Genomic DNA, 23015 nt, shown 5'->3' on the forward strand with positions numbered 1-23015 from the left:
TCGATGTACGTCTGGGACTTCGCGGCGCTCAAGCCGTATTGGGGCCTGATCTGCCAAGGGCTCCTGGTCACCGTGTATTACACGGTGACCACGGTGGTCGCGGGTCTCGCCATCGGACTGTTCGTCGGCATCCTGCGCACGACGGCACCGCGCTGGGTCACGGTGCCGTTGCGTCTCTATATCGAGGTGTTCCGCTGCACGCCGCTGCTGGTGCAGCTGATCTGGGTCTACTACGCCCTGCCCGTGCTGATCGGCGTCGACATGTCGCCGGCGATGGCCTGCTTCATCGCGCTGTCGCTCTATGCCGGCTCGTTCTATGCGGAAATCTTCCGCGGCGGCATCGAGGCCGTCGACACCGGCCAGTGGGAGGCTGGCCGTGCCATCGGCATGCGCCGCGGCAGGATCTTTCGCCGCATCGTGCTGCCGCAGGCAACCCAGGTGATGATCCCCTCCTTCATCAACCAGACCATCATGCAGCTCAAGAACACCTCGCTGGTGTCGGTGGTCGCGGTCGGCGACCTGCTTTACCAGGGCACGGTCATCACCGCGTCGAGCTACAAGCCGCTCGAGGTCTACACCACGATCGCCATACTTTATTTCGTCGTGCTGTTCCCGCTGACGCTGGTCGCCGACCGGGTCGAGCTGAAAATGGGAGCGCATCGATGAGTGCTCTGATCGCTGACAACATCCACAAGGCGTTCGGCGACCATGAGGTGCTCAAGGGCGTCTCGCTCTCGGTCGCCCGCGGCGAGGTCGTCACCCTGATCGGCGCCTCCGGCTCGGGCAAATCCACCTTCCTGCGCTGCCTGAACCTCCTGGAAATGCCGCAGCAGGGTGAGCTTGCCATCGGCACGCATAAATTCGCCTTCGGCAAGGGCATGCGCGCCGCCGGCGATGCGCAACTCGCGCTGCTTCGGCGCAGCGTCGGCATGGTGTTCCAGCACTTCAATCTGTTCCCGCACATGTCGGTGCTCGCCAACGTCACAGAGGGGCCGGTGCAGGTGAAGGGCATGGCGCGAAACGAAGCCGATGCGCTTGGCCGCGATCTGCTCGCGAAGGTCGGCCTCGCCGACAAGGCCGACGCCTTTCCGAGCCGCCTGTCCGGCGGCCAGAAGCAGCGCGTCGCGATCGCGCGTGCGCTCGCGATGAAGCCAGACGTGATGCTGTTCGACGAGCCGACCTCGGCGCTCGATCCCGAGCTTGTCGGCGAAGTCCTCTCCGTCATCCGCAGCCTTGCGAGCGAAGGCATGACCATGGTGCTGGTGACGCATGAGATGGCCTTCGCCGCCGACGTCTCCACCCGCGTCGGCTTCATGAACGACGGCATCATGGCCGAGATCGGCACGCCCGAAGAGACCATCCGCCAGCCCCGCAGCGAACGGCTGAAGGCGTTCCTGGCCCGGTTTCACGAGACGCATTAGACTGCTGTCACGACCATCCTGGATCGGTGGGTAGATCATGAAACTCCGCGGCGGCTTCACGAATTACGGCGAGACGATCGGCATCCTGATGCTCGATACCCGCTTCCCGCGCCCGCGCGGCGACATCGGCAATGCGCTCTCCTATGATTTCCCGGTGCGCTACAAAATCGTGCGCGGCGCACACGCCACAAGAATCATGGGTGACCATCCCGATCCCGCCCTGCTCGAGCCGTTCATCGCGGCGGCCCGCGAGCTGGAAGCCGACGGCGTCAAGGCGATCACCACGAGCTGCGGCTTCCTCGCGCCATTCCAGAAACAGCTCGCGGCTGCCGTGAACATCCCGGTCTTCACCTCGAGCCTGATCCAGGCGCCGTTGATCCATGCCATGCTGCCGCCGGGCAAGGTCATCGGCATCTTCACCGAACGCGGCCACCACATGAACGAGGGGCATTTCCGCGGTGTCGGCTGGTCGCCGGACGAGATCCCCGTCCAGATCCAGGGCATGAAGCCCGATGCGCAGTTTCCCGCAACCTACATTCTCGGCCGCGAGGAACTGGACACCGACGTGTGCGCGCCGAGATGATCGAGATGACGGAAGCCTTCATGGCGTCCTGCAAAAACCCGGGTGCGATCCTGTTCGAGTGCACCAACATGTGCCCGTTCTCGAAGGACGTTGCCGAAGTCTCAAACCTGCCCGTGTTCGACATCAACACGTTGATCAACTTCTTCTATCGCGCGGCCCATCCCGTGCCGTTCCTGCGCTGAACGAGCCCCGCTGCCCCTCGTTGCCGGCCGGAACGAGACGCGTCAGGGCGTGACGGACGCGTCGGCCTCCCTCCCCTCGCGCTGAACCCAACCCGTCGCAATCGCGCTTGCCCAGCTGAGCATGCCTTTGCTGCGCGCCAGTGCGGCCATGGCCGAGGTGTCGTAGGGCACGTAGCGGATCGTCGCGGACCAGTCTGCGCCGGCATGCTCCAGAATCGCGTAGCACGCATGCGGCGTACCGACCTCGACCACGTAAGGAACGGGCGCCTTCCCGTCATAACCGGGCAAGCCGACGCTGCCGGGATTCACGACCAGACGTCCATCCCTCAAACGCACCACGCGCGGAATGTGGGTGTGGGCGCACAGGATGATCTCGGCGTCGATCCCCTCAGCTTCAGCCTCGATCGCGTCGATGCCGCTCGGACGCGGGCAGCCGTCGTCGGCGATGTGGTCGAGCCAGAAAGCTGCGTCATCCCTTGGCGATCCATGGCACAGGAACACCCGTCCCTTGTACATGAGCGTGGACGGCATGCTTGCCATCCAGTCGAAGTGCTTGCGCGCGAGCTGACGGAAATCGCTGCGAGCGGAGCCGCCGGCCTGCCAGAGCTCGACGAGGATTCGATCCTGGTCGCCCCGTATCGACGGAAAGCCCCTCGCCATCAACAGGTCCGCGGTCCTGGCTGCCTCGAGCGGGCCACTGACGTGGTCGCCGAGGTTCACGACCTCAGCGATGCCGAGCATGGCAATGTCCGCAAGGACGGCTTCAAGTGCCGGACGATTCCCATGCACGTCCGCGATGGCAGCAAATCTCATTTGGCCCCTCCCATTCGGAATGGCCGATCGTTCTCGCTATGCGGGGGATGCAGGACTGGCTAGTCAATTTAGCTACGTCTCTTTAGCTGCATTTGTAGAAGCGCCCGCAAGCTGAGGATCAAATCGGCGCTGGCAGAAGAATTACACGATCGTGGTTGCCAGGCAAGCAATGCGAGTTACGAACTGTCGCGGCAATGCCGACGTGACCTCGGGAAAATAACGCGCTACGTTTCCCGAACAAGACCAAGAGGAAACGCCAATCGTGTACGACTTCATTATCGTCGGCGGCGGCTCGGCGGGGTCCGTGCTGGCCCACCGGCTCTCCGCAAAGAGCGCCAACAAGGTCCTGCTGTGCGAGGCCGGACAGGACACACCGCCCGGCAACGAGCCCGCCGAGATCAGGGACAGCTATCCGGGCACGGCCTATTTCGATCCCCGCTTCCACTGGACCGAACTCAAGGTCACGACCCAGATCGTCAGCCACAACAATCCGAACGAAGCGCGCCCTCCCCTGCGCAAATACGAGCAGGCGCGCGTGCTGGGCGGCGGCTCGTCGATCAACGGCCAGATGGCCAACCGCGGCGCACCGACCGACTACGATGAATGGGACGCGCGGGGCGCCGACGGCTGGAGCTGGAACGACGTGTTGCTTTTCTTCAAGAAGGTCGAGCGCGACCTCGATTTCGACGGGCCGTACCACGGCAAGGACGGTCGAATTCCGGTACGCAGAATTCCGCGTGAACACTGGACGCGGCATTCGCAGGCGTTCGCCGACGCCTTCCAGCAGGCCGGCCATCAGTTCGTGCCGGACCAGAACGGCGAGTTCGTCGACGGCTATTTTCCGGTGACGCATTCCAATCAGGCCGAGCAACGCGTCTCCGCCGCGATGGGTTATCTCGATCGCGACACGCGCAAGCGCGCCAATCTCACCATCTCCACCAACACGCAGGTCAGGGAGCTGCTGTTCGAAGGCACGCAATGCGTCGGCGTGAAGGCGATGGTCGACGGACGGGAACAGGAATTCCGCGGCCGCGAGATCATCCTCTCCAGCGGCGCGATCCATTCGCCGGCGCATCTCCTGCGCGCCGGCATCGGCCCGGTCGGTCATCTCAAGGATATGGGCATTCCCGTCCTGATGGGGCTGGCAGGCGTCGGTCAGCGCCTGATGGATCATCCTTCTATTTCGCTGTCGTCCTTTGTCCGCCGGGGCGCGCGCATGAACGAGCACACCAGGCGCCACATGCAGCTTGGCCTGCGTTATTCATCCGGGCTGTCGGGCGTACCGAAGGGCGACATGTTCGTCGTCCTGCTCAGCAAATCGGCCTGGCACGCGGTCGGCGAGCAGATCGGCTCGCTGCTGACCTTCGTCAACAAGACCTATTCCGAGACCGGACAGGTCAAGCTCGCCTCGCGCGATCCCGCTGCCGAGCCGATCGTCGAGTTCAATCTGCTGTCCGACCGCCGCGATCTCGATCGCCTGATGAGCGGCTTCCGCAAGATGGCGGCCGTGCAGATGAGCGACGTGGTCAAGGCGGTGACGGACAAGCCGTTTCCGGCCGCCTATACGGACAAGGTGCGCAAGATCGGCGTGGTCAATACCAAGAACAGGATCCTGACCAAGATCGCCGCGACCTTGATGGACGGGCCGGCGGCGCTGCGCCACTACCTGATCGACAATTTCGTCGTCGAAGGTTTCACCTTCGACCAGGTGATGAACGACGACGATGCGCTGGAAGCCTTCGTCCGCAAGGCGACCATCGGGGTGTGGCACGCCTCGTGCTCATGCCGCATGGGCCGGGCCGACGATCCGATGGCGGTGGTCGATAATCAAGGCCGCGTCAAAGGCGTTCAGGGCCTGCGCGTCGTCGACGCCTCGATCTTCCCCGTGGTGCCGTGCGCCAACACCAATTTTCCGGTGCTGATGTCGGCGGAGAAGATCGCTGCGTCGATAATGCAGTGAGGGCTAGCGACTGCCGGGCGGGTGGAGGGATCAATAGATTGCAGCATCCGCCCGGCGCGCGAAGAGGATAGCGGCGAAATCAGCGCCGTCATTCTGCGCGCACCGCGCGAGACAAATGCCAGGGATTACACAGACAAAATCATCGAGCGGGTCGAGCATAGCTTCAGCCCGACCGCCGTTCTGGAGCTGATCCGCAAACGCACGGTCCTTGTTGCCGCCCTTGGCGGCCGCGTCGTTGGAACGGCGAGCCTTGACGGAAGCGTCGTCCGCACGGTCTTCGTGGCTCCCGACGTTCAGGCGCAGGGGATCGGCAAGTTCCTGATGGCCGAGATCGAACGCATCGCGCGCGAGCGAAACATCGCTTTTTTGACCGTCCCATCTTCAGTCACCGCCGAATCCTTCTACGCCCGGCTCGGGTTCAAGGCCGTGCGCGACAGCTACTATGGCGATGAGCGCACGATCATCATGGAGCGATCGCCCGCTGCCCCTATGTAGGCTTGGATTGGCTCGCGGGCGGGAGGAACGGCCATGCCAACATTGCAAGTTCTACGACACCGCGAAGCTCGCCGACAGTCGCGCCGGCTTGCGGCAAATTCATTATCGCCTGCAACACACCAAGGTAGTGCCACGCCAATCCCTCGATGTCCGCTGTCGCCGCCAATTCTCCACTTGCGACCGCCTCGCGTAAAATGCCGCCGAGGATCGCGCGCTGCCGCGTAAGTCCCTGCCGCGCGACCGACTGGCCTGCCGGAGGCAGGTCCACCATCTCAGCGCACGATCGGGCCAGCATGCATCCAGCGGGCCGCGCCGTCTTGCCCGCTCTGGGCAAGAATTCGTGCAACAGCGCTTCAAGCTGTTGGCGCTTCGTCTCGCCTCGAACGGCGCTCATGCGCCGCTCGACGCGCTCGATGTAAGCCGAAAGGACCTCTTCGAATAGCCCGTCCTTGTCTTGAAATCGCTTGTACATACTCGACCGCGACAAGCCCATCGCTGTCGTCAGTTGATCGATCGACGAAGCCGAATAGCCGTGACGCCAGAACACATCCATCGCGGAATTGATCACGGCATCGTCATCGAATTGGGGTTTTCCACTCATGCCATTCCCACTCGACATCATGGAACGATCGTTCCAAGTATCTTGAACTGATCGTTCCAAGATACGGAAGGTTATTCGGATGTTCAACCCCTCCCAGCGTGGCGCCGGCCGCAAGCGCATTGCAGTTGCTGGAGCCACAGGTCGCGTGGGCTCCGCCTTGATTTCGAAACTGTCCACGGAACCGGTTGAGATTGTGGCATTGACCCGCACGTCGGATGCTGAACGTCTGCCGTCCGGAGTTTCGCTAGCGACCGTGGACTTCGATGCGCGATCGACTTTGGACAACGCGCTACGCGGAGCTGACCGTCTGTTCCTCGCCCACGGCACGTCCCCCCGGCAAGTCGCCAATGAAATTGCGCTGATCGACGCAGCCGTGGCCGCCGGCGTAGGCCACATCGTCAAATTGTCCGTGTTGGGACCACCGTCTCGGCTGCATCCGTTCGACTGGCATGCGCAAATTGAGGCGCATCTTGCGGCCTGCGACGTAGGCTTCACGGTTTTGCGGCCATCGAGTTTCGTCGATATCCTGGCGCGGGCTGGCGCTCCAGTCGCCAATGACACATGGGGCGGGGCAGCCGGCGATGGATTGGTCAACTTGATCGACACACGCGATGTGGCGGACTCGGCCTTCGCTGTGCTTCTCGACGTCGCGCACGTAACTTCTCAGCGCGCCTATCATCTGACCGGGCCAAACGCGGTCAGCATGCCTGAGATAGCAAATGAAATGTCCAGATTGCTTGGACGTGTCGTCACATATCAGCACCGAAGCCCTGCGGAGCAGCGTGAGAAGCTGATGGCGTCTGGACTCAACGAATTTGTCGCCGACCTGCTGCTCGGTCTGGATCGCCTTTTCTACGAATCGGTCCTCGCAGAAACCACGTCAACTGTTCGCGAGTTGACCGGCCACGCTCCGCGCCCGGTAACCGATTGGCTAAGCGACAACATCTCGGTGTTTCAAGCTGAGGCGATGCATCATAGGGTCTGATCTCATGGTGCTGCGTTGTTACATCGCAGTCACAGCTTGCGCCCCGCCGGACTGCGCCGATAGCTCCGCCCATACGCGGAAGCGCGCGCCGTCGTTGAGCGGCACGATGTGAAACGGCTGGCCGAAGATCGCGAGCGGCTCATGGCCCGGCTCGAACTGCGGCCAGGCTTGCGCGACGTCCGGCATGCCGGTCGTGACGAAGCGCAAGACGCTCGCCTGAAACCGCGCCGCGACATCGATGTCGGCCGGGGTCATCGGCCCGCCCTTGCGCCTGAGGATCGGCCGATCGATGAAATCAGGCAGATGCGCCCACAGGCAGGCATTGTCCGCGCCATGGGTTGGTCCCTGCGACAGGAACGGCTCCAGCGCCGGGCGATGATCGAACCGGCTCAACCACACCGCGCCGCCTGCCGCAGCATGACGCCGCGCGAGATCGGCCATGGGGCGATGCCAGAACGCATCCGACAGCAGCGCCTCGTACGGATCCTCGTCGAGGCGCGCAGTAGCGCGATAATAGGACAGCAGGCGACACCAGCCCGAATCGCCGAACGCAGCGCGCACCTGTCGCTCGGTGGTGCGGATCATCGCCGCCGGCGGCGCGCTCTTCAGGAACATCACCATCTCGTCGCGGCAGGAGCCGAGCCAGAACGGAATGTCGCGCAAGGTTCCGTCGGCGAAGACTTCGCCCGGCTCGCGCGGGATGACCGTGCCGTCGAGCACCGGGCCGAACACGGTGCCTGCATCGGTCTCGTCCGCGAGCCTGCGTCCGATGCGCTCTACCGTCGCGAACAGCTTTGGCAGCGGCACGGACGCAATCGCGCTGGGATCGCGCGCAAGCTCGAGCTCCTCGAGCACGTGGCGCGCGACATCATCGGCGTGACCTGCACTCGTGATGTTGCGTCCGGGCGCGCTCAGCGCGAGGGCACGGATAAACTTGCCTCTTGCCTGCGGCAGGGTTGCGAGCGCAATCACCATGGAGGCGCCGGCAGATTGTCCCGACAGCGTAATCGCATCCGGATCGCCGCCGAAGTTCGCGATGTTGGCCCGGACCCAATCGAGCGCCGCGAGCGTATCCTGGAGCGCGAGGTTGTTGGCTTCGGTGAGGCCGTAGCGATGCAGTTGCAGGAAGCCGAGCGGCCCGAGCCGGTAGTTGATGGTGACAATGACGGCCGGACCGTGGGCGGCGAGGAAGGAGCCGTCATAATCGGCGCCGCCGCCGGTGACGAAGGCGCCGCCATGGATGAAGAACTTGACCGGCAGCGGGTGATCCGCCGCCGGCGCCCAGATGTTCAGGCTGAGGCAGGCCTCCTCGTCAGCATGATCGAGATGGCCGGGCTGCGGCGCGTAAGCGCCGTAGTCCGTGCATTGGCGCGGTTCCGTCCACGCGAGCGGCGGTATCGCCTTGGCAAAGCGCCGCGCGGTCGCGAACGGCACGCCCTTGAAGGCGCGTAAGCCGTTCTGCTCGGCGCCGATGATCGGCCCCCTCGTGGTCGAAACTGCGTTGGTCAACATGCGACTGTCACCCTGTCCTGACTCAAGCGCTTGCCGAGATCGGCGATGTCGACATTGTGGGTTTCGCGCGCGGTGGCCGCTGATGCCGCCGAGATCACACAGCAGCAGGCAACGAAGATTGCCACGGGAATCCAGCCGTTCGGCCCCTCGCCGATCACACTCGCACTCACCAGCGGCGTGAAGCCGGCGGCGAGGAAGCCGAGCTGCGTGCCGATCGCCGTGCCGGAGTAACGCACGCGCGCGTCGAACATCTCCGCATAGAACGACGGCCAGATCGCGTTCGGCGCGGCGTAGATGGTGCCCGAGAGGATCATCGCCGCGGCGAAGATCGCCAGAGTATTCCCCGACGTCACCAGCATGAAGTACGGGAACACCAGTGCGGCGCAGCCGAGCGCGCCACCGATGAACACCGGCTTGCGGCCGATCCTGTCGGCCAGCAGGGCCCACAGCGGCTGGGTGATCAGCGCCGTGACATTGCCGAGAACGCCTGCCCACAGCATGGTCGGGCGCGCGACGCCGAACTTGCTCGTGGCATAGCCGAGCGCGAACACGGCGGTCATCGTGCTCACGGTGGCGATCAGCGCGCAGGCGATCACGCGCAGCACGTCCGGCCAGTAGTCACGCAGCAGCGTGACGACGGGGAAGCGCGCCACCTCCGCCTTGTCCTTGATGTCCTCGAACACGGGCGTCTCCGGCATGGTCCGCCGCACCAGGTAGGCGACGACCAGCACGAGCGCGGAGAGCAGGAACGGAATGCGCCAGCCCCAGCTCAACAATTGATCCTCCGGCAGGCTCGACACCGGGATGAACACCAGTGTCGCAAGGATCGCGCCGGCCTGGGTGCCGCTCAGGGTCCAGCTGGTGAAGAAGGCGCGGTTCGAATTGGCGGAATGCTCCAGGGTCAGCGAGTTGGCTCCGCTCTGCTCGCCGGCAGCCGACAGGCCCTGCAACAGGCGGAGCAGCGTCAGGATGACAGGCGCGGCATTGCCGATCGTCTTGGCATCCGGCAACAGGCCGATCGCCAGCGTCGAGCCGCCCATCAGCACCAGCGTGAACAAGAGCACCGTCTTGCGGCCGATACGGTCGCCGAAATGGCCGAGGATGACGGCGCCCACGGGCCGAGCGATATAGCCGATGCCGAAGGAGAGCAACGCAAGCAGCGTCGCGGTCGAGGGATCGACATTGGCGAAGAACACTTTCGGAAAGATCAGCGCCGCAGCGGTGCCGTAGATGAAGAAGTCGTAGTATTCGAGCATGCTGCCGACGAAGCTGACCAGCGCGGCGCGCTTCGGCAGCTTGTTCGGCGTGGCTTCCGCGCTGGATGATGCGCGCAGCGGTGCGGTTGACGTCAACGTCATTGAAAGCTCCTCCCCATGTGGCCGGTGCGGTTCGCGTCAGGCAGATCGCCTCGCGCGCGTTTTCTGGTTCTGGTTGCCGCAACTTTGGTCTGGAGCGATGATGTACGAACTAGTACGTTTATGCAATACGCATTGGATCAGTGCCCAGACGGGTGAAATTTGCCTTCACCTTCAAGGTGATCCGTGGAAACTGGCGGGAGAAACAGTGATGCTCGAGCGTATGCCGCCCCCATCGAAGCGCACCAACGACCCCGAGCGCACCAAGCGCGACATCCTCGAAGTGGCGATGGCCGAATTCGCCTCGGAGGGCTATTCCGGCGCCCGCGTCGATGCGATCGCGGCGCGCACGCGCACATCCAAGCGGATGATCTATTACTATTTCGGCGGCAAGGAGCAGCTCTATCTCGCGGTGCTGGAGGAGGCCTATCGCAGCATCCGCGCGCTGGAGGACCAGCTCGACATCGAAAGCTGCGACGCGCGCGAGGGACTGCGGCGGCTGATCGAGGCCACCTTCGACCATGACGAGCGCAATCCGAACTTCATCCGCCTCGTCAGCATCGAGAACATCCACCACGGCAAGCACCTGAAGCAGAATCTGCAACTGCGCCAGCTCAACGCCAGCGTGATCGCGACACTCGACGGCATCCTCGAACGCGGCCGCGGCGAAGGCGTCTTCCGCGACGACGTCGACGCCATCGACCTGCACCTCGCCATCTCCTCCTACTGCTTCTTCCGCGTCGCCAACCGCCACACCTTCGGCGCCCTGTTCGACCGCGACCTCAGCGAGCCCAGGGTGCTGTCAAAGAGCCGGACGCAGATCGTGGAGATGATTTTGGCGTGGCTCGGGGCGAAGGGTTAGCCACACACTTGCTGTCATTCCCCCGCGACCCGGCTACGCCAAGGCTTCGCCGGGGCTGCGGTCCAGGGGCGCCGAAGCTTTAGCGTAGGCGGCAGGCGGGGAATCCAGTACGCCGCGGCCTATCGAGGAACCACTACCGGCTCTGGAATACTCGATCACCCGCTTTCGCGGGTGATGACGGCGGAGACCGGAGCCCCCCTCACCCGCCCCTCTTCCCCCGCGCGCTCGCCAGCAGCACCAGCATGAACGACGCCACCGTCATCAGCGTCGAGATCGCGGCGATGGTCGGGTCGATCTCGTCACGCAGCGCGGTGAACATGCGCTTGGTCAGCGGCTGATACTGGCCGCCGGAGATGAACAGCGCGACGATGGTCTCGTCCATCGCCGAGATGAAGGCGAAGATGCCGCCCGCGACCACGCTGGACTTGATCTGCGGTAGCGTCACCGCGAAGAAGCTGCGCAGGCGGTTCATGCCGAGGCTGCGCGCCACCATCTCCTGCGCCGGATCGAAGCTCTGCAAGCCCGCAAGCACCGAGATGACGACATAAGGTAGGCCCAGCATCACGTTCGCCAGCACGAGGCCGGGCATGGTCGCGACCAGGCCGACCTTTGCATAGACGAAGAAGATGCCGACCGCCGTGATGATGATCGGTACCACCAGCGGCAGCAGCAGCGCCATGTGGATGATGCGCATGATGCGCAGCTTCGACTGGCTGATCGCGTAGGCCGCCGCAACCCCACATGGCGTTGCGATCAGGACCGTGAAGAACGCGACCCTCAGCGTCACCCGCGTCGCCTGCATCCAGGCCGGATTGGCGAAATATTGCTGGTACCAGCGCAGCGAGAACGACGGCGGCGGGAACGTCAGGAAGCGCGCACTGGAGAACGAGATCGGCGCGATGATCAGGACGGGCAGGATCAGATAGACCAGCACCAGCGCGCTGATCACGTAGAGGACAATCCGTGCGGGCGAAGTGCGCGTCATTTCTGCCCCAACACGCGATCGAGCGAGATGAAGCGGCTGACGGCGAAGAAGATCAGGAGCACGCTGAGGAGCAGCACCACGGCGACCGCGCTCGCGGCGCCGAACTGGTTGTAGAGCTCGACATTGCGGCTCACCAGCATCGACACCATCACGGTGCGGCCGCCGCCGAGCAATTCCGGCGTGATGTAGAAGCCGAGGCAGAGCACGAACACCATGGTGCAACCGGCAAGCACGCCCGGCAACGACAGCGGCAGGAACACGCGAAAGAAGGTGAGCGACGGGCTCGCCCCCAGGCTCGCGCCGGCCTGCATCAAATCACCGGGGATCTTCTGCATGGTGGCATAGAGCGGCAGCACCATGAACGGCAGCAGGATGTGCACGGTCGCAACCACCGTGCCGAACGTGTTGTGCACCAGCGCGAGCGGCTCGGAGATGACATCGAGATAGCGCAGGAACTGGTTGATCACGCCGGTGCGCTGGAGCAGCGCCAGCCAGGCATAGGCGCGGACCAGCACGGACGTCCAGAACGGCAGCACCACCAGCGACAGGATCAGGATGCTCCACCCTTTCGGCACGGCGTTGGCGAGATAGGCGACGGGATAGCCGAGCAGCAGCGCGATCACGGTGACCGCGAGGCTGATCTCGAAGGTCAGCGCAAAGCTGCGCCAGTAGATGTCCTCGGTGAAGACCCGGCGATAGTTCTCCAGCGTAAAACCGTCATGGTAGATCGACTGCCAGGCGAGCCAGCCGACCGGCAGCACGATCAGGAGAAGAATCACGAGCAGCGCCGGCGACACCAATGCCAGCATCAGCGCATGCTCGCGGCGCTGATGCTTTTGGGAGGAATCTGGCACGGATGTCGTCAACGCTGCCTCGCTCACTTCTGCATGAAGGACGCCCAGCGCTTCTCGGCGGCCTCGCCCGCGGGCGAGGACCACCAGGCGTAGGACATCAGCGCCTGCTTGGCCGCGTTCGCCGGCTCGCTCGGCAGCTGCGCGGCGCGCTCGGGCTTGATCACGCCGGTCTCGAACGCCTTCGGATTGCCCGGGCCGTAGTCGATGTTGAGCGGCAGATTGGCCTGGTGCACGGGATCGACGGCCTCGTTGAGGAATTTCACCGCAGTGTTGAGATTCGGCGCGCCCTTGAGGATGCAGAGCGAGGTGCTCTGAAGGACGCCCTGGTTGTAGGTGAAGGAGACCTTTGCACCTTCCTTGGCCACCGCGCTGACGCGGCCGTTCCAGGCCATCTCCATGTCGACCTCGCCGTCATTGAGCAGCTGCGCCGACTGCGCGCCTGAGGTCCACCACACCGTGATGTGCGGCTTGATCTCTTCCAGCTTCTTGAAGGCGCGATCGACGTCGAGCGGGTAGAGCTTGTCGGGCGCGACGCCGTCAGCCATCAGCGCGGCCTCGAGCGTCGCGATCGGGTGATTGCGCAGCGCACGGCGGCCGGGGAATTTCTTGACGTCCCAGAAATCCACCCAGCTGTTCGGCGCGTCCTTCGGGAACGTCTTCTGGCTGTAGGCCAGCACGCTGGAATAGAACTCGTACGACACCGAATAGGGACTGCGATAGGCCTCCGGCATCGCGCCGCGTTCGGAATTTTTGAGAAGTCGAGCTTCTCGATCAGCCCCTGCTCGCCGCCGCGCAGGCAATAGCCGGTCGGTGTGTCGACGACATCCCAGATCGGCTTGCCGCTGCCGACCTGGGTCTTGATCGCCGGCCAGGCGTCGGGGATTGAGTCCTGGTTGATGGTGATGCCGAGCTTCTTGGCGGAGGGATCGAGGATCGCCACCGTCTGCGCCGCCTGATAGGCGCCGCCTTGCGAGACGAAGGTGATCTGCTCGGCGGCGCTCGCCGCGGTGCCGCTAAACGCGATGGCGCCCAACAGGGCGTAGCCAAATCCAGAATGCCGTTTCGTCATCATCCTCGCCTCCTCCATCACCAAATAATCTCACTGACCGATCGCATCGAGAAACTGGTACCAGCCGGCAACCATGCGCACGGCGGGCTCGCGCAGCGGATAGAACGGGATCGCCTTCATGCGCCTGATATCGAGCAGCCCGACCTCGGGCGTCTCGCCGCGCACGAAGGCGGCGAGATAGCGGCCCATCAGGCTCGACATCGCAACGCCGGCCCCATTGTAGCCCATCGAGACCAGCGTGCGGTCGTCGAGCCGGCCGATATGCGGCACCGAGTCCATCGTCATCGCGACGAGGCCCGACCATTTGTAGGCGAGCGGGACATCGGCAAGATCCGGGAAGATGCCGACCATCGCCTTGCGCAAGGCGTCGAAGGCAGCTTGCGAGTCCTGCTTGCCGAAGGCGCCGCGGCCGCCAAAGATGACGCGGTTGTCGACCATGCGGAACCAGCGCATCATGCGCTTGGTCTCGGTGTAGGTGCGCCCCGTCGGCATCAGCTTGCCCGCGAGATTGCGCGGCAGCTGCTCGGTCGCGACCAGGGCGCTGCGGAACGGGATCAGCGTGCGCTGCATGTGCGCGGTCGCGCTGGTGAGATCGGAGTAGCTGTTGGTGGCGATGATCGCCTGTTTCGCGCGCACCGCGCCTTGCGGCGTCTCGGCGACGATGCCGCCATTCTCGCGCCGGAGTTTGACCACCGGCGACTCCTGGAAGATCGCAACGCCACGGCGCGCGACGCCATCGGCGAGCCCGCGCAGATAGTTCAGCGGATGGATGCCGCCCGAGCCGGGATTGAGCACGCCGCCGACAAAGATGTCGGAGCCGGTTTCGTCACGCACCCCGCGTTTGTCGAGGATGCGGACTTCGGCGGAGCCCATCTCGCGCGTCATCCAGTTGGCTTCGTCGATCGCGGCCTTCAGCGTCGTCTCGTTGTGGGCGGCCTTGACCTGGCCCGTGCGTGTCAGCGCCGCGCTGGCGATGCCGAATTCGGACACCAGCTCCTCGACCATGTCAGTCGATTCATGCGCGATCTCGTACATGCGCTGCGCCATGGCGCGGCCATGCGCCGCGTCGATCTCGCGGAACGACAGCCGAAACTTCGCGGTGATCACCCCGCCATTGCGCCCGCTCGCGCCCCAGCCGGGACGATTTGCCTCCAGCACGACCGGCGACAAACCGCTCTTGGCGATGTGGTGCGCGGCGGACAGGCCCGTGTAGCCTGCACCGATGATCACCACATCCGCCTGTTGCTCGCCCGACAGCACGGGAAACGCGCGCGCCGGCTCCGCCGTGGCTTCCCACAGCGAGTTGGCCGATGGCAATGCGCTCCAGTCCCGTGTCATGCCGCCGCTCATGCCTTACGCCGCCGGCCCGATCGCCGCGTCCGCCAGCGCCTTCAGCGTCGGGAAGTGGAAGTCCGGCTTGGTCAGCGTCTCCACCGCCGGCGTGCCGCCGAAACCGGCGATGCCCTGGCGACGCTCGATCCAGCACACCTTATAGCCAAGCTTTCGCGCGATCCCGATGTCGTGGTACTGGCTCTGCGCGACGTGCAGGATGTCGGACTGCTTGTAGCCGAAGGCGGACTGACGTCCCTTGTTGTAGGCGAAGAACTCCGGGTTCGGCTTGGCAACGCCGGTATCGTCGGCGCAGACGGTGTCGTCGAAGGGATTGCCGAGCGCGTGCGCATAGCAGGAGAGCGCGACGCGGTCGGCATTGGTCATCGCCACCAGCCGAAACTTTGTGCGCAGGCGCTTCAGCGCCTCGACCGAATCCGCGAACGGCCCCCAGCGCAGCACCGAGAGCTGGAATACATCGCAGGACGCATCGTCGGAGGGAAGCCCGAGCTCCTTGGCGAGATGGCGATAGACGTGGAACATCGCCTCGCTCGAGCGCTCATAATGCTTGTCGCGGCCGCGCTTGTAGGGCTCGAAGATCTGCTCGTCGCTGAGCTCGGCCGGCGACTTGCCGGAGATCCTGCGTACCGCGGAGAGTACGCCGGTCTCGAAATCGATCAAGGTGCCGACGACGTCGAAGGTGAGAACCTTGAAATTGCTGAACGAGGCTGCTGACGACATCTTTGGTTTCTTCTCTCGGTTGAACAGGGCTTGAGTTCAGTCCCCCGCCCTGGGGACAACGATGGTGTCCTCGGGGTGAAGGGTCACGGTGAGGCTGCCGCCGAGCGGCGGGATGCGGCTGTCTGGTGATAGCTCGGCTGGCGCAGGCTGAGCGCGATGCCATCGGTGAGCGCCAGGAAGATGCGGAGACTCTCGCCCTGGTAGACGATGTCGGTGACCGTCCCGGTCAGCCGGTTGCAGGCGGCATCCTGCGCGCCGTCGTCGATCAGGAGTTTTTCGCTGTGCACGGCGAGCATCAAGGCATCGCCAGAGGGAATGGCGCGGGCGCTGCGCAATAGCGCGTTGCCGAGTGCGACGCTGGAGGCATCGACGCGGCGAACAGGCAGCATCGTCGCTTCCCCGATGAAGCTGGCGACGAAGGAATCCGCGGGATGATCGTGCAGCCGCTCGGGCGCGTCGATCTGGATCAGCCGGCCGTCCTTCATCACGGCGACGCGGTCGCTCATGGTCAGCGCCTCGCGCTGGTCGTGGGTAACGTAGATGATGGTGGCGCCGATGCGCCGGTGCAGCGCGCGCAGCTCGATCTGCATGGATTCGCGGAGCTGCTTGTCGAGCGCAGAGAGCGGCTCGTCCATCAGGATCAGGCGCGGCTCGAAGATCATCGCACGCGCAAGCGCCACGCGCTGGCGCTGGCCGCCGGAGAGCTGCGCGATGCCGCGCTCTTCATAGCCGGCGAGACCGACCATCGCGAGCGCTGCGCGCACCTTGTCGGGCCAGCTCGCTTTCGGCAGGCGCCGTGCGCGCAGGGGAAAGGCGACGTTCTCGCCGACGCTCATATGCGGGAACAGCGCGTAGTTCTGGAACACCACGCCGATGTCGCGCCTGTGCGGCGGCATCCAGGTGACGTCACGACCGCCGAACAGGATGGTTCCGCTCGATGGCAGGATGAAGCCGCCGAGAATTCCAAGCAGCGTGGTCTTGCCGGAGCCGGAGGGGCCGAGCAGCGAGACGAATTCGCCGGCGCCGACATTGAGCGAGACGTCGTCGAGAGCGCGAACGGGGCCATACGCCTTGCTCGCGGACCTGATCTCGACGCTTTCCGCTCGTTTGTCCAACGATCGACCTCGCCTCGTTCCCCGCCATGGCGTGCCTCACTGCGCGCCATAAGCCTGCTTTATAGACAGGAATTTTGAGCACTCACGGCCGAAGCGTGCACCGCACCAAATCTTCGTTCGTAAGCCCTGCCTTTAGGCTGTGATGCCAATGACACCAGACTTGGCAAAACTCGGCAATTGCCAAATTCTCACCGCGTCCATAACATGGCGTTATGCCCGAGCTGCGCCGGATGCTGCCCTCCAGTAACGCCCTGTTCGTCTTCGACGCAGCGGCGCGCAATGGCAGTTTCACGGCGGCAGCAGCCGAGCTCAACGTCACGCAGCCGGCGGTGAGTCGGATGCTCGGACAGTTCGAGGAGCATCTCGGCGTCCGCCTGTTCGACCGCACTGCGGGGCGCGCCGTGCTCACCGAGGAAGGCGAGCTGCTTTATCGCCGCGTGCTCGAAGGCTTTCGCAGCATCGAGACCGGGCTTGTCGAGATCGAGCGGCGCCGCAAGGGCACCGAGACGGTGACGCTGTCGGTCTCCTCCGCCTTCACCACGCATTGGCTGATGCCGCGCATCGACAAGCTCCAGAAGCAGTTTCCCGAGGTTGATCTGCGCTTCCAGCTCATCTCCGGCGCGCTGCGCGGACCAGTGGAGAATGTCGACCTCGGCATGCGCTTTCGTGACCGCGACGAGCCGTCATCCGGCGGCACGCTGGTGATGAAGGAAGTCATGCTGCCGATGTGCAGCCCTGGCTATCTCGGCGAGACCGATCCCGCTGAAGGCAACACCATCATTCGCCTCGCCGAGACGCCGGGCGACTGGGCGGCGGATTACGCCTCGCTTCTCACCGGCCGCCGCGGCGCGGCCAAGGCGCTGAGCTTCACCGACTATGCCGTCGTGATGCAGGCTGCCCTGCTCGGCCAGGGCATCGCACTCGGCTGGCTGACGGTAGCCTCGCACTGGCTCCTGACCGGCGCGCTTGTGCCGGCCTCCGAAACGCTCACCACCACGCGGCGCATCTGCGAATTCCTGCCGCCGCGCAACCGGCCGATGCGCCCCATCGCCGCCGAGATCCGCGACTGGATCATCGCGCAGATGAAAAGCGAGATCGCCGCGATCGACCGGCTTTATCCGAAGCTCGGCGCGATGGCCGCCTGCTATTGATGCCGAACGGTCACGGCGCGCTACCCGGGCCGAAAGCGCAGATTGGCGCGCGATAGCTGGCTGATCGACGTGCATCCCATCAGCTTCATATCGCGCACGAGCTCGGCCCGCAGCAGGCCGAGGGCCCGTTCGACACCGGGCCGGCCGGCGGCGGCGAGCGGATAGAGATAGTATCGTCCAAGCCCGACCGCCTTGGCCCCGAGCGACAGCGCTTTCAGGATATGGGTTCCACGCTGGATGCCACCGTCCATCATCACGTCGATGCGGTCGCCCACGGCATCGACGATTTCGGCGAGCTGATCGAAAGCCGAGCGGGAGCCGTCGAGCTGGCGGCCGCCATGATTGGAAAGGACGATCCCGGCACAGCCGATATCGACCGCGCGGCGCGCGTCTTCCACCGACATGATCCCCTTCAGGCAGAACGGGCCGTTCCAGGTCCGCACCATCTCCGCGACATCGTCCCAGTTCATCGCAGGATCCAGCATTTCCGTGAAGTAGCGGCCGATCGACATGGCGCCGCCACTCATGTCGACATGCTCCTCCAGCTGCGGGAGCCTGAATTTCTCGTGGCTGACATACTGGATACCCCACATCGGCTTGATCGCGAACTGCAGCATCCCCGCAGGCGTCAGGCGGAAGGGAATGCTGAAGCCGGTGCGCAGATCGCGCTCGCGATTTCCCCCGGTGATGCTGTCGACCGTCAGCATCATCACCTCGACGCCCGCGTCCCTGGCGCGCTGCATCATGGCGCGGTTGAGACCGCGATCCCGGTGGAAATAGAATTGATAGACCTGCGGCGTGTCGTGGGCCTTGCGCAATTCCTCGAGCGACACCGTGCCCAGCGAGGAGACGCCGAACATGGTGCCGTAGCTCGCCGCAGCAGCGGCGACGGCACGCTCGCCTTCATGATGGAACAGGCGCTGCAAGGCGGTCGGCGAGCAGTAGAACGGCAGCGCGAGCTTCTGGCCCATGATGGTGACCGACAGATCGACGTCCTGCACGCCGCGCAGCACGTTGGGCAGAAAGTCGCAATGCTCGAAGCTCGCGCTGTTGCGGCGATGGGTGGTCTCATCGTCGGCCGCGCCATCGATATAGTCGAAGATCGGACCGGGCAGTCGGCGGCGCGCCAGCCGCCGGAAATCGTGGAAATTATGACACTGTGTCAGGCGCATTTCTCACTCCGCTCACGGCATGTTCTGCGCGTCGATCATCTTGCCATCGCGCCGCCGATGCTGTCAGCGGCCGCCTTCGCGGCGATCTCTCGCCTGATGGCGCCGCCGGTCTCCTATCGATGCTCGATCGCCCTGATCGCGCCGCGGAGCTCGGCAAGGCCGCGCAGGCGGCCGATCGCGGTGTAGCCGGGATTGGTGCGCTTGGTGGCGGCGAGATCGTCGAGCATACGATGGCCGTGGTCGGGACGGAACACGATTCTCTTGTCAGGTGAGCGCTGTGCGTTCTCCTTCAACAGCGCCTTCAGCACCGCGACCATGTCGACGTCACCGTCGAGATGATCGGACTCGTAGAAGGACAGGCCATCGGCCTCGCGCTTGGTCGCGCGCAGATGCGCAAACGCAATGCGCGGGCCGAAGCGCTCGGCCATCGCGGGCAGATCGTTCCCGGCGCGCACGCCGAGCGAGCCGGTGCACAGGCAGATGCCGTTGGCCTTGGACGGCACGGCATCGAACAGCGCCTGATAGTCGTCGGCGGTCGAGGCAATGCGCGGCAGGCCGAACAGCGGACGCGGCGGATCGTCGGGATGCAGCGTCAGGGACACCCCGAGTTGCTCGGCGACCGGCGTGACGCGGCCCAGGAACTCGGCGAGATGCTGCCGCAGGATCTTTGGCGTGATGTCGCGGTAGGTCTCCAGCCGGTCGCGGAATTGCGGGATCGTCATCGGCTCGGTGGTCGAGCCCGGCAGCGCACTGGCGATGACCATGACGAGGTAGTCGATATCGGCCTGGCTCATCTTCTCGAACAGCTTTTTGGCGCGCGCCTGCTGCTCGGGCGAATACTCCTGAACGGCGGCGGGGCGCTTCAGGATATGCAGCTCGAACGCGGCAAAGCGGTCCTGGTCGAAGCGCATGGCGCGGGCGCCGTTCGGCAGCTCCCACTCCAGATCGGTGCGGCACCAGTCCACCACCGGCATGAAATTGTAGCAGATGATCTTGATGCCGGCCGCGGCCACCGCTTCGAGACTCGCGATCCACGCGTCGATCGAGGCCGTCGCCTTAGCCCCGAGCCGCTTGACGTCGTCGGGGATCGGAATCGACTCCACCACCGACCAGGTCAGTTGCGAGCGGCCGGGCTGGCCGCGCTCGATGAAGTTCTTGCGCTCCTCGACCGCCTTGCGTGTCCAGGCTTCGCCGATCGGCACCTGATGCAGCGCCGAGACGATATCCGTCGCCCCGGCCTGCCTGACATCGTCCAAAGACACCGGATCATCCGGACCGTACCAGCGCCAGCCTTCGAGCATCATCGAAATTCTCCTAAAGCGTTTTCGAGCGAAGTGGATACCGGTTCGCGTGAAGAAAACGCGTCAAAACAAAGAATCAGTTCGCGGTCAGCACGACCTTGACGCTTTGCGAGCGGTCCAGTGCCAGCCGCAGCGCGTCCGGCGCGGTCGACAGCGGCCGCTCGGCGGTGACCAGCGACAGCACGTCGACGCTGCCGGCGCCGATCAGTTCCACCGCGGTCATGAACTCGAAGCCGAAGCGGAACGAGCCGCGCAGGTCGATCTCCTTGGCCATCACTGCATTCGACGGCGTCGGAATCTGGCCGCCCGGCAGATTGCCGATCTGCACCACAATGCCGCCGCGCCTGACAATGCCGATCGCGCTGGCAAGGCCTGCGGCGGTGCCCGAAACCTCGAACGCGACGTCATAGGGACGCGATGCGGCCTGTGCCTTCAGTCCTTCCTCGCCGCTCGAGACGTTCTCGACGTGAGAGGCGCCGAGCCGGGTCGCGAAGGCGAGCGGCGCCGGCGCGATGTCCGCCACCGTGATGTCGGCCATGCCGGCGCGGTGTGCGGCGAGCATGGTCAAAAGCCCGATCGGGCCGGCACCGAAGATGATGCCGCGCTTGCCCTCGATGTTGCCGGCGCGCGCCACCGCATGCAGGCAGACCGCGAGCGGCTCGGCCAGCGCTGCGGCCTGATAGGACACATGGTCGGGGATCTTCACGCATTGCGCGGGGATCGCGTCGAAATAGTTGGCGAAACCGCCCTGCATGTGCGGCGTCTTCGAGGCCGAGCCCATGAAGTAGATGTTCTCGCAGAGGTTCGGCCGACCTTCGCGGCAGGCGACGCAATGGCCGCACCAGCGCGACGGATTGACGGCGACACGGTCGCCGAGCTTCAGGTTCGCTGCGGAGCCTGCGATCTCCACGACCTCGCCGGAGATCTCGTGGCCGAGCACGAGTGGCGACTTCACGACGAAATCGCCGGTCCGGGCATGACGGAAATAGTGCATGTCGGAGCCGCAGATGCCGCCGGCGCCGAAGCGAATGCGCACCATGCCGTCAGCGAGCTTGTCGAGCGGATGCTCGATCATGCGCAGATCTTCGGGGCCGAACAGGGTTGCGGCGAGAGCGGTGGAGGTCATTTGGAGAGTCCCATGTATTTAGGCAGCCAGAGGGTCAGTTCGGGAATGTAGGTGATCGCGATCAGCGCGACCATCAGCGGCACCAGCCAGGGCAGGATCGCGACCGTCGTGCGCTCGACCGAGAGCTTTGCCACGCGGGCGAGCACGAACAGCACCATGCCGAGCGGCGGATGCAACAGGCCGATCATCAGGTTCAGCGTCATGATCAGGCCGAAATGGATCGGATCGATGCCGAGCTTGAGCACGATCGGCAGCAGGATCGGCACCAGGATGGTGATCGCCGCCGTGGTGTCGATGAAGCAGCCGACGAACAGGATCAGGACGTTGGCGAGCGCCAGGAACACCCATTTGTTGTGGGTGATGCTGAGCATCCAGTCCGAGAGCATTTGGGCTGCCTGCGACACCGTCAGCAGCCAGGCGAAGATCGAGGCGGCCGTGACGATGAACAGCACCGAGGCCGTGGTCTCGATGGTGTCGAAGGTCGCCTTCGCCACCGTCTTCAAGGTCATGGTACGGTAGCGGACGAGACCGAGGAACAGCGACCAGATCACGGCGGCGACCGCGGCCTCCGTCGGCGTGAACCAGCCGAGCGTCATGCCGCCGATCAGGATGACCGGCGCCATCAGCGCCATTACCGCCGAGAAGTCGAAGTACCAGTCGATCGCGAGCAGCGTGCCGAGGCCGATGACAACGGCCATGTTGGTCGACATGCCGGCCAGCACCATCAGCCAGATCGCGAGCGGGAAAGCCAGCACGATGGCGATCTCGATGCCGGCCGAGCCGAGTTGCGGCCAGGAGAACGGCGTATCGCTGCCCCATTTGTTCTTGTGCGCGAAGTAGGTGACGGTGGCCATCATCAGCAGCGTCATGACGATGCCGGGAATGACGCCGCCCAGGAACAGCGCACCGATCGAGACGTTCGCCATCATGCCGTAGATCACGAAGGGCAGCGACGGCGGGATGATCGGCCCGAGCGTGGCTGAGGCCGCGGTGACGCCGACCGAGAACTCGGTGGAATAGCCGTGGTCCTTCATCGCCTTGATCTCGATGGTGCCGAGACCGGCGGCGTCCGCGATCGCCGTGCCGGACATGCCGGAGAAGATCACCGAGCCGATGATGTTGACGTGGCCGAGGCCGCCGCGCATCCAGCCGACCAGCGCGACCGCGAATTTGTAGATGCGGCCGGTCACGCCGGCGATGTTCATGAGATTGCCGGCCAGGATGAAGAACGGCACCGCGAGCAGCGGAAAGCTCTCGACGCCGGCGATCATGCGCTGTGCCAGCGTGACGTCAGGCGTCACGCCGCTGACCAGGACGTAGAGCAGCGACGACGCGGCCATGGCGATCGCCACGGGAACGCCGAGCAGCATCAGGACGAGGAAGCCTCCAAGCAACAGCAACAT

21 protein-coding genes and 2 pseudogenes are annotated in these 23015 nt (G+C 64.6%); 9 read left to right on the top strand and 14 right to left on the bottom strand.

Going from position 1 to position 23015, the window contains the following annotated elements; translation table 11 throughout:
- Positions 1 to 3: 3 nt before the first annotated feature.
- Genes J4G43_RS41860 through J4G43_RS41875 form a run of 4 tightly spaced genes read left to right on the top strand, consistent with a single transcriptional unit; the run spans position 4 to position 2186 of the window.
- Complete coding sequence (locus J4G43_RS41860; RefSeq protein ID WP_208088467.1) at positions 4 to 666, top strand: amino acid ABC transporter permease; 663 nt, start codon at positions 4 to 6, stop codon at positions 664 to 666.
- Positions 663 to 1421, top strand: a complete 759-nt coding sequence (locus J4G43_RS41865) for an amino acid ABC transporter ATP-binding protein (protein WP_071910031.1) — start codon at positions 663 to 665, stop codon at positions 1419 to 1421. Before J4G43_RS41860 ends, J4G43_RS41865 begins: the two co-directional genes overlap by 4 nt.
- A 37-nt stretch (positions 1422 to 1458) precedes the next feature.
- Positions 1459 to 2004, top strand: a complete 546-nt coding sequence (locus tag J4G43_RS41870; RefSeq protein ID WP_225005420.1) for an aspartate/glutamate racemase family protein — start codon at positions 1459 to 1461, stop codon at positions 2002 to 2004.
- Positions 1989 to 2186: an aspartate/glutamate racemase family protein gene (locus tag J4G43_RS41875; protein WP_225005422.1), complete on the top strand. Its 198-nt coding sequence runs from the start codon at positions 1989 to 1991 to the stop codon at positions 2184 to 2186. Before J4G43_RS41870 ends, J4G43_RS41875 begins: the two co-directional genes overlap by 16 nt.
- Before the next feature lie 42 nt (positions 2187 to 2228).
- On the opposite strand, the gene J4G43_RS41880 is transcribed toward J4G43_RS41875, so the two are convergent.
- Positions 2229 to 2999 (bottom strand): metallophosphoesterase family protein, encoded by a 771-nt coding sequence (locus J4G43_RS41880; RefSeq protein ID WP_208088468.1) that lies wholly within the window; start codon positions 2997 to 2999, stop codon positions 2229 to 2231.
- Between the two features lie 262 nt (positions 3000 to 3261).
- Here J4G43_RS41880 and J4G43_RS41885 point away from each other — a divergent pair, with 262 nt between their 5' ends.
- Both J4G43_RS41885 and J4G43_RS41890 read left to right on the top strand, forming a co-directional pair.
- Positions 3262 to 4959, top strand: coding sequence for a GMC family oxidoreductase (locus J4G43_RS41885; RefSeq protein ID WP_208088469.1), 1698 nt, complete (start codon positions 3262 to 3264; stop codon positions 4957 to 4959).
- A 21-nt stretch (positions 4960 to 4980) separates the two neighbouring features.
- Positions 4981 to 5454, top strand: coding sequence for a GNAT family N-acetyltransferase (locus tag J4G43_RS41890; protein ID WP_321576295.1), 474 nt, complete (start codon positions 4981 to 4983; stop codon positions 5452 to 5454).
- Here J4G43_RS41890 and J4G43_RS41895 read toward each other — a convergent pair.
- Positions 5447 to 6055, bottom strand: coding sequence for a TetR/AcrR family transcriptional regulator (locus tag J4G43_RS41895; RefSeq protein WP_208089553.1), 609 nt, complete (start codon positions 6053 to 6055; stop codon positions 5447 to 5449). The genes J4G43_RS41890 and J4G43_RS41895 overlap by 8 nt on opposite strands.
- Positions 6056 to 6134: 79 nt before the next feature.
- Between J4G43_RS41895 and J4G43_RS41900 the strand changes: the two genes are divergently transcribed.
- Complete coding sequence (locus J4G43_RS41900) at positions 6135 to 7040, top strand: NmrA family NAD(P)-binding protein (RefSeq protein ID WP_208088470.1); 906 nt, start codon at positions 6135 to 6137, stop codon at positions 7038 to 7040.
- Positions 7041 to 7058: 18 nt separating this feature from the next.
- Here the strand turns inward: J4G43_RS41900 and J4G43_RS41905 are convergent, their stop codons facing one another.
- Positions 7059 to 8552 (bottom strand): carboxylesterase family protein, encoded by a 1494-nt coding sequence (locus J4G43_RS41905; RefSeq protein ID WP_208088471.1) that lies wholly within the window; start codon positions 8550 to 8552, stop codon positions 7059 to 7061.
- Positions 8546 to 9910: an MFS transporter gene (locus J4G43_RS41910; protein ID WP_208088472.1), complete on the bottom strand. Its 1365-nt coding sequence runs from the start codon at positions 9908 to 9910 to the stop codon at positions 8546 to 8548. Before J4G43_RS41910 ends, J4G43_RS41905 begins: the two co-directional genes overlap by 7 nt.
- Before the next feature lie 208 nt (positions 9911 to 10118).
- Between J4G43_RS41910 and J4G43_RS41915 the strand changes: the two genes are divergently transcribed.
- Positions 10119 to 10769 carry a TetR/AcrR family transcriptional regulator gene (locus J4G43_RS41915; protein WP_208088473.1) on the top strand — a complete coding sequence of 217 codons (651 nt, stop codon included), beginning with the start codon at positions 10119 to 10121 and terminating at the stop codon, positions 10767 to 10769.
- 199 nt (positions 10770 to 10968) lie between these two features.
- Here the strand turns inward: J4G43_RS41915 and J4G43_RS41920 are convergent, their stop codons facing one another.
- The 6 genes and pseudogenes from J4G43_RS41920 to J4G43_RS41945 form a co-directional block, all read right to left on the bottom strand.
- Positions 10969 to 11754: an ABC transporter permease gene (locus J4G43_RS41920; RefSeq protein WP_208088474.1), complete on the bottom strand. Its 786-nt coding sequence runs from the start codon at positions 11752 to 11754 to the stop codon at positions 10969 to 10971.
- Complete coding sequence (locus tag J4G43_RS41925) at positions 11751 to 12563, bottom strand: ABC transporter permease (RefSeq protein ID WP_049807861.1); 813 nt, start codon at positions 12561 to 12563, stop codon at positions 11751 to 11753. The genes J4G43_RS41920 and J4G43_RS41925 overlap by 4 nt, the downstream gene beginning before the upstream one ends.
- A 68-nt stretch (positions 12564 to 12631) precedes the next feature.
- Positions 12632 to 13680: pseudogene (locus J4G43_RS41930) on the bottom strand (ABC transporter substrate-binding protein).
- A 27-nt stretch (positions 13681 to 13707) separates the two neighbouring features.
- On the bottom strand, positions 13708 to 15015 hold the full coding sequence (locus J4G43_RS41935) for an NAD(P)/FAD-dependent oxidoreductase (RefSeq protein ID WP_456298922.1): 1308 nt from the start codon (positions 15013 to 15015) through the stop codon (positions 13708 to 13710).
- Between the two features lie 15 nt (positions 15016 to 15030).
- Positions 15031 to 15747 (bottom strand): HAD family hydrolase, encoded by a 717-nt coding sequence (locus tag J4G43_RS41940; protein ID WP_208088476.1) that lies wholly within the window; start codon positions 15745 to 15747, stop codon positions 15031 to 15033.
- 36 nt (positions 15748 to 15783) lie between these two features.
- Positions 15784 to 16862: pseudogene (locus J4G43_RS41945) on the bottom strand (ABC transporter ATP-binding protein).
- 212 nt (positions 16863 to 17074) lie between these two features.
- Here J4G43_RS41945 and J4G43_RS41950 point away from each other — a divergent pair.
- Positions 17075 to 18013, top strand: a complete 939-nt coding sequence (locus J4G43_RS41950; protein WP_028147133.1) for a LysR family transcriptional regulator — start codon at positions 17075 to 17077, stop codon at positions 18011 to 18013.
- Positions 18014 to 18033: 20 nt separating this feature from the next.
- Here the strand turns inward: J4G43_RS41950 and J4G43_RS41955 are convergent, their stop codons facing one another.
- The 4 genes from J4G43_RS41955 to J4G43_RS41970 form a co-directional block, all read right to left on the bottom strand.
- The gene (locus J4G43_RS41955) at positions 18034 to 19185 is read right to left on the bottom strand and encodes an alpha-hydroxy acid oxidase (protein WP_208088477.1); all 1152 of its coding nucleotides are present in this window, start codon (positions 19183 to 19185) and stop codon (positions 18034 to 18036) included.
- A gap of 113 nt (positions 19186 to 19298) precedes the next feature.
- Positions 19299 to 20489 (bottom strand): mannonate dehydratase, encoded by a 1191-nt coding sequence (uxuA, locus tag J4G43_RS41960; RefSeq protein WP_208088478.1) that lies wholly within the window; start codon positions 20487 to 20489, stop codon positions 19299 to 19301.
- Positions 20490 to 20562: 73 nt separating this feature from the next.
- Positions 20563 to 21612, bottom strand: coding sequence for an L-idonate 5-dehydrogenase (locus tag J4G43_RS41965; protein ID WP_208088479.1), 1050 nt, complete (start codon positions 21610 to 21612; stop codon positions 20563 to 20565).
- Positions 21609 to 23015: a TRAP transporter large permease gene (locus tag J4G43_RS41970; protein WP_208088480.1), complete on the bottom strand. Its 1407-nt coding sequence runs from the start codon at positions 23013 to 23015 to the stop codon at positions 21609 to 21611. The genes J4G43_RS41965 and J4G43_RS41970 overlap by 4 nt, the downstream gene beginning before the upstream one ends.

Origin of the sequence: Bradyrhizobium barranii subsp. barranii, from assembly GCF_017565645.3 — a bacterium.
GTDB classification, from domain to species: Bacteria; Pseudomonadota; Alphaproteobacteria; order Rhizobiales; family Xanthobacteraceae; genus Bradyrhizobium; species Bradyrhizobium barranii.

What these genes read in the sequence shown, in the direction of transcription:
- J4G43_RS41860 (WP_208088467.1), top strand. Translation starts at nt 4, where the DNA reads ATGTACGTCTGGGACTTCGCGGCGCTCAAGCCGTATTGGGGCCTGATC.
- J4G43_RS41865 (WP_071910031.1), top strand. Translation starts at nt 663, where the DNA reads ATGAGTGCTCTGATCGCTGACAACATCCACAAGGCGTTCGGCGACCAT.
- J4G43_RS41870 (WP_225005420.1), top strand. Translation starts at nt 1,459, where the DNA reads ATGAAACTCCGCGGCGGCTTCACGAATTACGGCGAGACGATCGGCATC.
- J4G43_RS41880 (WP_208088468.1), bottom strand. Translation starts at nt 2,999, where the DNA reads ATGAGATTTGCTGCCATCGCGGACGTGCATGGGAATCGTCCGGCACTT.
- J4G43_RS41895 (WP_208089553.1), bottom strand. Translation starts at nt 6,055, where the DNA reads ATGAGTGGAAAACCCCAATTCGATGACGATGCCGTGATCAATTCCGCG.
- J4G43_RS41900 (WP_208088470.1), top strand. Translation starts at nt 6,135, where the DNA reads ATGTTCAACCCCTCCCAGCGTGGCGCCGGCCGCAAGCGCATTGCAGTT.
- J4G43_RS41905 (WP_208088471.1), bottom strand. Translation starts at nt 8,552, where the DNA reads ATGTTGACCAACGCAGTTTCGACCACGAGGGGGCCGATCATCGGCGCC.
- J4G43_RS41910 (WP_208088472.1), bottom strand. Translation starts at nt 9,910, where the DNA reads ATGACGTTGACGTCAACCGCACCGCTGCGCGCATCATCCAGCGCGGAA.
- J4G43_RS41915 (WP_208088473.1), top strand. Translation starts at nt 10,119, where the DNA reads ATGCTCGAGCGTATGCCGCCCCCATCGAAGCGCACCAACGACCCCGAG.
- J4G43_RS41920 (WP_208088474.1), bottom strand. Translation starts at nt 11,754, where the DNA reads ATGACGCGCACTTCGCCCGCACGGATTGTCCTCTACGTGATCAGCGCG.
- J4G43_RS41925 (WP_049807861.1), bottom strand. Translation starts at nt 12,563, where the DNA reads ATGCTGGCATTGGTGTCGCCGGCGCTGCTCGTGATTCTTCTCCTGATC.
- J4G43_RS41935 (WP_456298922.1), bottom strand. Translation starts at nt 15,015, where the DNA reads ATGACACGGGACTGGAGCGCATTGCCATCGGCCAACTCGCTGTGGGAA.
- J4G43_RS41940 (WP_208088476.1), bottom strand. Translation starts at nt 15,747, where the DNA reads ATGTCGTCAGCAGCCTCGTTCAGCAATTTCAAGGTTCTCACCTTCGAC.
- J4G43_RS41950 (WP_028147133.1), top strand. Translation starts at nt 17,075, where the DNA reads ATGCCCGAGCTGCGCCGGATGCTGCCCTCCAGTAACGCCCTGTTCGTC.
- J4G43_RS41955 (WP_208088477.1), bottom strand. Translation starts at nt 19,185, where the DNA reads ATGCGCCTGACACAGTGTCATAATTTCCACGATTTCCGGCGGCTGGCG.
- uxuA (WP_208088478.1), bottom strand. Translation starts at nt 20,489, where the DNA reads ATGATGCTCGAAGGCTGGCGCTGGTACGGTCCGGATGATCCGGTGTCT.
- J4G43_RS41965 (WP_208088479.1), bottom strand. Translation starts at nt 21,612, where the DNA reads ATGACCTCCACCGCTCTCGCCGCAACCCTGTTCGGCCCCGAAGATCTG.
- J4G43_RS41970 (WP_208088480.1), bottom strand. Translation starts at nt 23,015, where the DNA reads ATGTTGCTGTTGCTTGGAGGCTTCCTCGTCCTGATGCTGCTCGGCGTT.